Annotated in this window: 8 protein-coding genes; 3 read left to right on the top strand and 5 right to left on the bottom strand. The window is 49.4% G+C overall.

What is annotated here, in order from left to right; genetic code table 11:
• The first annotated feature begins 496 nt into the window (after positions 1–496).
• The gene (locus AC1S52_RS17835) at positions 497–1,267 is read left to right on the top strand and encodes a C39 family peptidase (protein WP_482030391.1); all 771 of its coding nucleotides are present in this window, start codon (positions 497–499) and stop codon (positions 1,265–1,267) included.
• Between the two features lie 166 nt (positions 1,268–1,433).
• Here the strand turns inward: AC1S52_RS17835 and AC1S52_RS17830 are convergent, their stop codons facing one another.
• The 3 genes from AC1S52_RS17830 to AC1S52_RS17820 all read right to left on the bottom strand — a co-directional run bounded on the left by AC1S52_RS17830 (position 1,434) and on the right by AC1S52_RS17820 (position 3,493).
• Positions 1,434–2,288 (bottom strand): LysM peptidoglycan-binding domain-containing M23 family metallopeptidase, encoded by an 855-nt coding sequence (locus tag AC1S52_RS17830; protein ID WP_482030390.1) that lies wholly within the window; start codon positions 2,286–2,288, stop codon positions 1,434–1,436.
• 65 nt (positions 2,289–2,353) lie between these two features.
• Positions 2,354–2,494, bottom strand: coding sequence for a hypothetical protein (locus tag AC1S52_RS17825; RefSeq protein WP_482030389.1), 141 nt, complete (start codon positions 2,492–2,494; stop codon positions 2,354–2,356).
• 99 nt (positions 2,495–2,593) lie between these two features.
• Entirely contained in the window at positions 2,594–3,493 is a 900-nt protein-coding gene (locus tag AC1S52_RS17820; RefSeq protein WP_482030388.1) for a tRNA (5-methylaminomethyl-2-thiouridine)(34)-methyltransferase MnmD, read from the bottom strand.
• Positions 3,494–3,581: 88 nt separating this feature from the next.
• On the opposite strand from AC1S52_RS17820, the gene AC1S52_RS17815 reads away from it, so the two are divergent.
• A complete protein-coding gene (locus AC1S52_RS17815) occupies positions 3,582–5,087 on the top strand; it encodes a phenylacetate--CoA ligase family protein (RefSeq protein ID WP_482030387.1) in 1,506 nt (501 codons plus the stop codon).
• A gap of 229 nt (positions 5,088–5,316) precedes the next feature.
• On the opposite strand, the gene AC1S52_RS17810 is transcribed toward AC1S52_RS17815, so the two are convergent.
• Positions 5,317–7,491, bottom strand: a complete 2,175-nt coding sequence (locus AC1S52_RS17810) for a glutamine synthetase III family protein (protein WP_482030386.1) — start codon at positions 7,489–7,491, stop codon at positions 5,317–5,319.
• A 745-nt stretch (positions 7,492–8,236) separates the two neighbouring features.
• Positions 8,237–9,196, bottom strand: coding sequence for an AraC family transcriptional regulator (locus tag AC1S52_RS17805; RefSeq protein WP_482027635.1), 960 nt, complete (start codon positions 9,194–9,196; stop codon positions 8,237–8,239).
• Positions 9,197–9,721: 525 nt separating this feature from the next.
• Between AC1S52_RS17805 and AC1S52_RS17800 the strand changes: the two genes are divergently transcribed.
• Positions 9,722–10,867 (top strand): acyl-CoA dehydrogenase family protein, encoded by a 1,146-nt coding sequence (locus tag AC1S52_RS17800; protein WP_482027634.1) that lies wholly within the window; start codon positions 9,722–9,724, stop codon positions 10,865–10,867.
• The last annotated feature ends 300 nt before the right edge of the window (positions 10,868–11,167 follow it).

The following is an 11,167-nucleotide window of genomic DNA, read 5'->3' as shown; positions in this document are numbered from 1 at the left end:
GGCTAGAATAATCACAACTTAGATATCACAGCGGGTTCTCATCCTAATTTTCCAGGTGCGTTTGTAAAAGCTAGAAACTCTATAAGCAGGCAGATGGAATCAGATGTAGAAATGTAGGATGGGTAGAGCCTCCGGCATGGCACACTGGAGCAATGCTATAACCTATGCGGTTGCTGACGGGAAAGCAAGCTAGGTGCCTCAACCCAACCTGTATGGGTTTCATACAGGTCTTATATTTCGTTAGTCCCACCTACTTAGTACCTCTTAGAAGTCGAGATGACGACAGCAGTGATCGGACAAGCAAAGTAGGTATGATCATCTGTTGCCTACCCCTGATTGCAGGGAATCCTGATATAGAGTTTTTGAATCCAGTGAGGTACATGGATAGCTGTAAAACCCTTGAGTCAAACAGATGAGATGACCTCACTCAGAAAGGAAACGCTATAACAACGCTTGTCAATCCTTAAGAAAACACTGGAAGTCATAGGATGCAACTATGCCAATCGTTCTCAAAATTCTCAACCCTACTACCCTTAAAAGAAAGCCCATTCAGTCATCCCAATTGCTGGAAGAAGAGAAACAGCCCCTTGAGCTAGACAAACAGCTAGAGGTTCACTCCTTCACAATTGAGCGAGATCACGTCAGAATTGCGCTTGCCAAAGATTCCTTTAAGGGGTTTAACACCTGGTATGCCTTCGCTGGGCACATTCAGATTATCAAAGATGATGTGGTTGTATTTCCTAAACCCAAGCCTAGAACTGTAAAACTGGCAATTCCCTACAAAACCCAGCTAGATAACGAGGAAAATCCCTCAGGCTCCTGTAATGTCACCTCCCTTGCAATGTGTCTGGAGTTCTTAGGGGCGAAGCGTAAGGTAAACTCTGGTCAATTTGAGGACGAACTCTATCGATATGCCATCAACCGAGGTTTAAGTCGGCACGATCCCCATGACCTGGCAATTATTGTGGAAGATTACGGTTGTCGGGATGACTTTCGGAGCAATGCCACCATTGAGCAAGTGCAAGGTTGGTTGGCTGATGGCAAACCGATTGTAATCCACGGATACTTCACCTCTTTTGGTCATATCGTGGTGCTTGCTGGCTTTGACGAAAAGGGCTTTCTAGTTCACGATCCCTATGGTGAATGGACTTCCAGAGGCTACCGCACGGATCTGAGTGGTAAGTATGTGAATTACTCGTACAACATGATCAGAAATATTTGCATTCCTGACGGCAGCTTTTGGGTGCACTTTATCTCTAAGAAATGACAAGTAATACCAGTTCAATATGAGTTTGCACTGAACAAGGGGCTTAAGCCCCTTGTCTATCAGGCTTTCCTCTGTGCAGCTTCAAAGAGAATTGGTATAAGAGGTTAATACCGTTAGAGGATGGTTGAAAAGTATCAACGGCTGTAAAACTCGAAACTCCTACCACCTACTGCTTGGCCTGATTCGGTCTTTGCACCCTCTGCAACAAATAGGTCTCCGGATTCTCGGCAACCCATCCCAGAGACGATCGCGATCGGACCTCAAAGTGTAGATGGGGCTGGGCAAAACTGGGCCGACCACTGCTGCCAGTCGTGCCAATCACCTGTCCCCGCTTCACCCCCTGTCCAACCTTGACCCGGATGCTGCCAAGCTGGGCAAAACGGGTCTGCAAACCCTCCTGATGGTTGATCACAATTAGTTGCCCAGAGGCTCCCTGGTTTCCGGCAAAAGCAACGGTGCCATCCCCTACTGCCAGAACATTGGTGCCAACTGGAGCCACTAAATCGACACCACTATGAAACCCAATTTCGCCCGTGGTTGGCTGTACACCCCAGCCGTAGCTGAGCAGGATTGCCGACTGAGCGGGCTGAGCCGGTAAAGGATAGCCAGACAAAATTCGAGTCGATTGTACCGACGAACTTTGACCAGCGATGGGCGACCAGTTTACCCCCGGTACAAAAACGACTTTAGGGGCAGGCTGGCAACCATTCACTTCAAACAGCGCATCGGGGCGCACCCCATATTGTCTGGCAACCTCTCGCCAACTCTGGTTGGACTTGAGTTCTACCCGGATGCCATTGTACGGCGGCACCAGAATTTCGGCACCGACTGGAGCTTTGCCACTGCGCAATGCTGGGTTTAGCCCCATCAATGTTGCCGGGATCAGGTTATACTTCTGGGCAATACTCTGGAGGGTTTCGCCCGCCGCAATCCGGTGGCGCACCAGGCGAGAAAGCACAGGTTGGGGGCAAGCAGAAGCCGCATTTTCCTGGGCGCGAACTCTTGGGGGTTTAGCGCCCAAGCTTAAGCAGAGAAGTATCGTAACCAGTATTGAACTGCGAACTACATTCATCGTTGAAAGACGGGTTATAGGGCATGGGCGATCGCAAAACTTGCGAACCCAGTCAGGACATGGCTGATTGCAGGGATGAATTTAGATTGGATGCATTGAAATTCCTTAGCAACACTGACCAGGTTTATTAGTGCCAGCGTAACGTACCAAACCATCTTCCTTCCTCATGCGTTGCTGATTTTGGGGGTGAGTTGAGAGTTGTATAAATTGGAACCAAATTTCAATTCATACTGCTATTCAGCACCACTTCTTTCTCACCGAATTCCCCAGCGCCGCCGCCAGCTAGAGGTTGATTCCAGAGGGGAGTGTTGCTGTTCCTGCCAGTGGCGCTCAAGAATAGCGGTCGCTGAATCAGCCAGGGTGGGGTCTCGGTAGGGAACGGCGGCACGAGTCTGGAGGTGTTCTTGCTCCATTTGGCTAAGGGGATGGAGGAGTAAAGCATTTGAAGCGGCAACCGTTCCCTGAGACCATTCATGGGGAAGATGGGTATCCCCGAAGGGAATGGTGCCAATGGATAGCCCCGCTTCAACCATTGCCGATCGCGCCGCCGCCGATCGCGAATAGGTTGCCAGCTTGCCAGTCGGTGCCAGACAGCGGGCGACCTGAGCTAAAAATTCCACCGTCCAAAGCTGAGGGCAACGACGAGGCGAAAAAGGGTCAAAGAAAATGGAATCTGCCTGAAATCGCTGCTGGCAAAGCACCTGAATCATCTGACGGGCATCCCCAATTAACAATCTGGCGTTTAGATAGGGCGTTGCACAGGTGTGTTCAATGGCAAGGTTCTGTAAAATCTCCTGAATTTGGGGCGACCAGGCATTGACGAGGGGAGGGGCGATCGCTGCCTTGGGCACAGACTGATCCAGTTCCAGCCCATACACCTCCACCCGGCACTCTGGATTGACTGCCCAGATGCTTTCCAGAGCCGCCGCCGTATTGTATCCCAGCCCATAGCAGACATCCAGCAGACGCAGATTGCTTTGCTCCGATCGCGACACCAGATCCGTTGCTTTGGCAAACTTGAGAAAAGCTTCCTCCCTTGCCCCATAACGACTATGGAACGACTCGCCAAACTCCTCCGAAAAAAAAGTATAGGAGCCATCTTCAGTTAACTGGGGCACCCAGGCAGTCGAACTGGTTGGAGCGGAAAACGGCATAAGGAACATCCTGAAGATTTGGTTGGTTGGCGTGATGGTGTATCTCCCCCCATTCCCTCCTAAAATAATTCAAAACCCAGACAAACCCATGTCCAACCAGTCGCCCCAACAAACATTAACTGCCCTCAAAACCTTTCTAGAAACCCCTCTGGAAGCCTTACTCAACCATCCTGGTAGTGCAGAAACCACGGTTTTGGAACTGTTCCAGCGAGTGGTTGACCAGGTGCCTGCCTACCAGTCCTTCCTGACCGAGCAGGGAATTGATCCGGCTTCTGTGCAAACTCTGGCAGACTTTCAAACCCTGCCACTGACCACCAAGCAAAACTATCTTCAGCGCTATTCGCTGACACAGCTTTGTCGCTCTGGTCAACTGGAAACCTGTGACATGATCGCGGTTTCCTCTGGCTCTACGGGGCAACCGACCTTCTGGTTTCGTTCGATAACCGATGAATTTCAAATTGCCGCCCGGTTTGAGCAGGTGTTTCATGATAGCTTTGGGGCAGATCAGCGGCGAACTCTGGCAGTGGTGTGTTTTGCCCTGGGAACCTGGGTAGGGGGGATGTTTACAGCCAACTGCTGTCGCCATTTAGCCAGCAAGGGCTATCCGATTACGGTGATTACACCTGGCAACCAGAAAACTGAAATTTTACGGGTGGTTGAGGCACTGGCTCCCCTGTTTGAACAAACAGTACTGCTGGGTTATCCGCCCTTTCTCAAAGATGTGATCGATAGTGGCATTGCGCAAGGGATTCCCTGGCAGGACTACGGGATTAAACTGGTGATGGCGGGGGAGGTGTTCAGTGAGGAGTGGCGATCGCTGGTTGGTTCTCGTATCGGCTCTACCAACCCCTGTTATGATTCCGCCTCTCTCTATGGCACCGCTGATGCCGGGGTGTTGGGCAATGAAACTCCGCTCAGTATTTGTATCCGTCGCTGGCTGGCAGACCATCCAATCGTTGCCCGCAAACTGTTTGGCGAGTCGCGCCTGCCAACCCTGGTACAGTATGACCCCAGTTCCCGCTTTTTTGAAGTACAGGATGGCACGTTACTATTCTCTGGCGATAACGGAATTCCGCTGGTGCGCTATCACATTTCCGATCAGGGCGGCATCATTTCCTATACCGAGATGCTAAAGTTCCTGTCAGACCAGGGGTTTGACCCAATAGAGAGATTACGAACTACCGATTCTGAGATAGATGGGGTGCGATCGCTCCCCTTTGTTTACGTCTTTGGGCGATCGCACTTCACCGTTTCCTACTTTGGCGCAAATGTTTATCCAGAGAATGTGACGGTGGGGCTGGAGCAATCGCCAATTTGTGAGTGGGTGACGGGCAAGTTTGTGATGCAAGTGATGGAGGACAGCGATCGCAACCAGTTCCTGTCAATTGTGGTGGAACTAGCACCAGACGTTGAGGCAGATGGGCAGAAGCAAGCGGCGATCGCCCGCTCTATCACTTACCATTTGAAACGCTTGAATAGTGAATTTGCCAACTACGTCCCCGAACCCTACCAGGTTCCCACAATTACCCTCAAACCAACTGGCGATCTCGAATACTTTCCAATCGGTGTAAAGCATCGATATACACGGGCATGAGTAAGGAAGTGATTTAATCCTCAATCCTAAGCGAACAAAAAGCGTTGGGGGCAGTGAAACCCTCCAACGCTACAGAATCCAGTTGTCCTAAGAAATGAGGATTGAATTAAACCAAAATCTTTTGTACGGGCGGGTTTAGCTCAAAGCTTGAAGTCCAAAGGCTGAACTCCTGCCAAAACCCGCCCCTACCATTACACCTTATTTAATCCATAATCCTAAGGAATTCTGGCTATTTGATGAACAGCATTTCTTGATAGGTTGGCAGTGGCCAGAAACTATCCGCTATGTTGCTTTCAAGTGCGTCCGCATACTTGCGAACCTCATCCATCAAAGGACGAATGGTTTTTGCACAATACTGCATCTTTTCTTCAGTCGTTGAGAAGTCATGCTTGTCCAGGACGGTACTAAGCTGAGTCGTCGCCGCGACCATAGAGTTCGTCAGGTCTGCGATTTTCTTAGCACTCTCCGTTTCAAAATTGACACCCAGGCTACTCAAGTTCGCAATCGTAGAAGCCAACTTTGACAAATACTCGACGGCTGCCGGGTAAATCATGGTTTTTGCCATACTAATCACGAGCTTGGCTTCCACTTCAATGGAAAGAATATATTGCTCTGCATACACTTCAAAGCGGCTTTCCAATTCAACCGGGGTCAGGACTCCCGTTTTTTCAAACAGGTCTTCGATATATTCCTCTTTGAGCGTTGGCAAGGCATCCGCTGTGGTGCGCAAATTGGCTAAACCGCGCTCTTCAACTGCCATTTTGTGCCATTCTTCCGAATAGCCATTGCCCCCAAAGACGACTACCCCATGTTCTTCCATGACTTCTTTGAGGATCGTGATGATCGCTGTACTGAGTTCCAATCCTTTGGATAGTTCAGTTTCCAGACGATTGCCGATCCAATCTAGAGAGTCCGCCAGCATTGTATTCAGCACAATCAACGGACCAGACACAGACTGGTTTGATCCAACGGCTCGAAATTCAAACCGATTCCCTGTAAATGCAAAGGGGGAGGTGCGGTTGCGATCGCCCGCATCTTTCGTCAGAAAAGGCAATACATCAACACCCAGATCCATCACGCCTTTCTGTTTAGACTCTGTCACCGTTCCGGTTTTAATCTGCTCAAAGACTTCTTCTAATTGCGAGCCTAAATAAACCGACATGATGGCAGGCGGTGCTTCATTGGCACCCAGCCGATGATCATTGCTGGCAGTAGCAATGGCAGCACGCATAAGCGAACCATATTTATGCACCCCTCGAATCACGGCTCCGCAAAACACTAAAAACTGAGCATTATCGTGGGGGGAATCACCGGGATCGAGCAGGTTGCCTTGGGTCGCATTCCCTACAGACCAGTTGACGTGTTTACCAGACCCGTTAATTCCGGCAAAGGGTTTTTCATGGAGCAGGCACATGAAGCCATGCTTTTTAGCGGTGTGCTTTAGAACGGTCATGATCAACTGCTGGTGATCGCTTGCCACATTCGCGGCTTCAAAGTAGGGAGCAATTTCAAACTGACCCGGAGCCACTTCATTATGTCGGGTCTTGGCAGGAATCCCCAGCTTATAGAGGGTTTCTTCCACGTCTTGCATAAAGACTTGCACCCGTTCTGGAATGGCACCGAAGTAGTGATCGTCAAATTCCTGCCCCTTAGCGGGGGCTTTACCGAACAAGGTGCGCCCTGCCAGCAGCAGATCGGGGCGCTGGCTGGCAAAGTTGGCATCAACCAGGAAATATTCCTGCTCAGCCCCACAGCTAGAGTTCACATGGGCAACCTCTGTATTGCCCAACAGGGTCAAAACCTTGCGAGCCGCTTTGTCCATCGCGGCGATCGATCGCAAGAGGGGGACTTTTTTGTCCAGGGCTTCCCCCGTCCAGGATACGAATACCGTCGGGATACACAAGGTTGAACCGTTATCGGTCTCCATAATGTAGGCTGGGCTAGTCACATCCCAACCGGTATATCCCCGTGCTTCAAAGGTGTCCCGAATGCCGCCGTTGGGAAACGAAGACCCATCTGGCTCACCTTGAACGAGAACTTTGCCAGAGAATTCTGAAATGACGTTGCCGTCTCCCTGAACGGAAATGAAACCATCGTGTTTCTCGGCGGTCAAGTTTGTCATGGGGTAAAACACGTGGGCATAGTAAAGTGCCCCTTTTGACATTGCCCAGTCTCTCATTGCGGTCGCAACAGCATCAGCAACGGAGGGGTCAAGCTTCTCACCGGTGACAATCGTTTTTTTGATCGATTTGAAGACGGTCTTGGGGAGACTCGCCTGCATTTTGCTGAGGTTGAAGACATTCTCTGCCCACATTTTTTCCAGGGGTTCTGGAGTTTTTGGGGGCAAACATTCCCGATTGGTGATCTGATGAATGGCTTGAACCCGGGCTGCATTTCCACTCATGACTTATTCCTTAAAGGCTAATCGCTTGATAGTACTAAAAGTAGACCTTTGAAATAGCTAGTAGAGATACAAAAGCAGGCTCAAAAGCCAAGCCGAGAAAAAATTGGGCAATGTTGGAAAGCGCAGAATGCTCCACAGCATAGCCTTGAGAGCCTAAAAAAAAGGGCTACCCAATGTGAGAATGAGCAGGTTGCTCAAAAAACGGGTTAATTTTTCTAGAAGTAAACATTAGGTGTTACTAAAATCGAGAAACTTAGCCTTAGATCTGAGATTTAAAGGTTTCATTCTATAGGGCGATGTGACTTGAATTAGGAGGAGAAAACTTGTTCCCCCTTCCCAATTTGTTCAGAGATCAAATCGAATTTCTATAGAAACCTTTAATTAATGTGGCAGTGTAAACCTGACCAACTTAGAAACTCGTCGTTTTTCCTGATGAAAAATCTCCAGTTCTCAACTTGGATGGGGTTTAGCTTGAGACTGCGAATCAGTAACACCTAACGAATTGGAGTAATTCAAGCTTTCAACTTGATCATACGGATAATATCCACTAACTTCATCCATTTGTTGTACTGGCAACTACAAAATGGACGTGATAACATGCCTGGGCATCGAGTAATAGCGGTTTTCAGACAAGTGCCCCACAGGTGCCACCTTTAGATTCATGCGAAACAATGGATCGGTGTGGTGTACACAAATGAAAATGGAGTGATGTTTCAAATGTGTGGTCGGTGTCTGGTAGGGGCAGTCAGCGTAAGCTGTCGCGCCAGGTTGCAGGAGGCATGCCTAAATGCCGCTTGAATGCTCGGTTAAATGCAGCTTCTGACTCGTACCCCACCTGGGTTGCAATCTTTGCCATGGCTGCATCTGAACTTCTTAGCAGGTTCACCGCTAGCTGTAGCCGCCACTGGGTTAAATATTGCATGGGTGGCTGGCCCAGTAGTTGAGTAAAGCGAGTCGCCAGCGTCGATCGCGAAACTCCTACCTGCCCAGCCAACTCTGTCACCGTCCAGTTATGCTCAGGGCGAGCATGGAGCAAATCCAGTACCTGACCCACAATTGAGTCATTCAGTGCAGCCAGCCAGCCAAGCGGCTGTTCGGACATCTGCTGCATGTGGTTGCGAAGAATTTCCACAAACATCAACTCGGTTAACCGTGCCAGCAGACAACTACTGCCCGGGCGATCGCTGAGCGTTTCTTGAATGATGTAGCGAACTCCCGTTTCTAATAGCGGAGAAATTGGCTCTGTGGAGACTGAAATATGCATCAGGAGCGGTAGGGTTCGCAGGAATGGATTGAATAACGGTTCATCACACAGCAAAAAGCCACAGACAAGCTGTGTCAGCGCTCCATTTCCGCCATATTTCAAGACTGGCATATCTGTCCAGGGCTGATCAGGAAGAATATCTCCGACTGGAATCGGCAGTTTGCCGGGCTGGTTGCTCAACGTATGAGAACTGCCATAGGGAAAAACAATGATATCGTCCTTAGCAAGCGGTTGGGCTTCAGAGTATCCCTCCATTTCGACCCAACAGGTACCCTCAGCAACGATGTGAAACGCAACAATTCGCTGAGAGGCGGCTTGCAGCAGTGCTGCCAACTGAGGCGGTGGTGGCGTTTCAATACTCCAGGGGGCAGAGTATTCGGTACGAAATCGGACACCACCCGAAAGGCGAATGACTCGAAGCACATCAGAGAGAACATCCATAGCGCTCTTAAGAATTCTGAAAACCGATTCTAAAACTGTTCATCCAGCACAGCCACATTAATAGGTTTGGCGTTTCAGTCAAAAACTCTAGCGTTTCAGTCATTGCACATCCCATCCTCATAGTCAAGTATAGAGTTAAGCGTGTGTGGCTCTTGCATACAAAAGTATACATATTCCGTTTACCCTTTCTAGATCGGTTTTGGGGCAGACATTTTGAGCGTCGCCCGATCGCAGTCGTTCCCTTAGCACTGTGGTGCAATTGTTGAAAATCCTTGTTCTTCTCTAGTTTCTCTCGATTGGCAGGTACTTTATGGAAGCCACTCCTGATGCGGATTAGAGCATAGAGGTTTAGACCGTGGGCGATCGCTTGGGGATTTTCTGCCAAATGGATTTGCCAAGCGCTAAACCCGTACAAAATTTCAAGAATTGCACATTGAATTAACACGCCCAAAGCTCTGTTTTTAATCGATCAAACTGATCATCAATCACTTTAGAAATCAATTCCTCTTGACCTGGAGAAGACACATGTTGGAATTACAAACCCCCATAGCCCATCAATTTGTTAAGACCTGGATAGAACGTGCTAAAGACTTAGGTTCTCAATTTGCAGAACGTCGCACCGATGCCAACGAAAACGATCGCTTTGTAGCTGAAAACTTTGCAGATTTGAGGCAGCATGGATTTGTTGCGGCTGGCGTGCCTACCGAATTAGGCGGTGGAGGCGCAAGCTACGTCGAGATGTGTGAAGTCCTGCGTGAGCTTGCCCATCATTGCAGTTCAACAGCACTTGCCTTTGCCATGCATACCCATCAAGTGATGATCCCTGTCTGGCGTTGGCATCATCAAAACGCTCCGGTTGAGGGGTTGCTGCGACGAGTGGCAATGGAACAAATTATTCTGCTCAGCAGTGGTGGCTCGGATTGGTTGCAAGGTTCCGGTACGGCAACTCGTGTGGAAGGGGGTTTTCGGATTAACGGCTGTAAAGTCTTTGCCAGCGGTGCCCCCGCTGGTGATTTGCTCATGACCAGTGCCGTATACGATGATCCAGAGGCTGGCGCTACCGTTTTGCATTTTGCCATTCCTGTCCATGCTGAGGGAGTCAAAATCGATCCCATTTGGTACGCAATGGGAATGCAGGGCACCGGTTCCCATAACATTCTGTTGGCAGGCGTGTTTGTGCCTGATGCAGGCATCGCGCTGAGGCGACCCCAGGGTGAGTGGCATCCTCTGTTCCACACGATCAGCATGGTGGCATTTCCCTTGATCTATTCCGTCTATGTGGGCGTGGCAGAAGCCGCACGAAACTTAACGGTGCAATTGATTCAGCAACGCCCGGAAAATGACCACATTTGCTACCTGGTCGGTGGCATTGAGAATGAACTTATGGCTTCGAGATTGGCATTGCAACATATGATTACAGTGGCAAATACCAGTCAGCCTGGATTTGATACCACCAATCAAATCATGATCGGGCGCACGTTAGCAGCGCGTGCTGTGCTAAGCGTTGTTGATCTGGCAATGGAAGCGACGGGTGGCACTGCTTTCTATCGTTCGTTGGGTTTAGAACAGTTGTTCCGCGATGCTCAAGCCGCTCGTTATCATCCTTTACGAGAAGGTGAACAGCGCCGATTTGCAGGACAAATTGCCCTCAATAGACAATCTCAAAAGTAGGCGTTGCTGCTTTTGGGTATGATCTGAATCATTGGGAACAATGGGCAAAACCAGTTCAACCTGCTGATCTGATAGGTGATACTCCACTGCTAAGTAGGTGGGACTAATTAAATATTAAGGACTGGGTAGGTTGTCCCTATGATGAAAAAGTAAAGTGCGGTGAGACAAGACACCCCATAAGCTTGAAGTATACAAACCCAACAAGCGAGGAAGACTTGTATGAAACCCACCGCACAAAGAAGATCATATACCGGTGAAACAGTGTATGTCGGCATTGATGTTCACAAACGAACCTATTCG

The organism is Kovacikia sp. CALU 1929, from assembly GCF_056784235.1.
Note: the sequence above shows the minus strand (reverse complement) of the source record. Positions and strands in the feature narration are given on the sequence as shown.

Excerpts from the sequence above, each read along its gene's own strand:
- AC1S52_RS17835 (WP_482030391.1), top strand. The coding sequence starts at position 497 with ATGCCAATCGTTCTCAAAATTCTCAACCCTACTACCCTTAAAAGAAAG.
- AC1S52_RS17825 (WP_482030389.1), bottom strand. The coding sequence starts at position 2,494 with ATGGTTTGGTACGTTACGCTGGCACTAATAAACCTGGTCAGTGTTGCT.
- AC1S52_RS17820 (WP_482030388.1), bottom strand. The coding sequence starts at position 3,493 with ATGCCGTTTTCCGCTCCAACCAGTTCGACTGCCTGGGTGCCCCAGTTA.
- AC1S52_RS17815 (WP_482030387.1), top strand. The coding sequence starts at position 3,582 with ATGTCCAACCAGTCGCCCCAACAAACATTAACTGCCCTCAAAACCTTT.
- AC1S52_RS17810 (WP_482030386.1), bottom strand. The coding sequence starts at position 7,491 with ATGAGTGGAAATGCAGCCCGGGTTCAAGCCATTCATCAGATCACCAAT.
- AC1S52_RS17805 (WP_482027635.1), bottom strand. The coding sequence starts at position 9,196 with ATGGATGTTCTCTCTGATGTGCTTCGAGTCATTCGCCTTTCGGGTGGT.
- AC1S52_RS17800 (WP_482027634.1), top strand. The coding sequence starts at position 9,722 with ATGTTGGAATTACAAACCCCCATAGCCCATCAATTTGTTAAGACCTGG.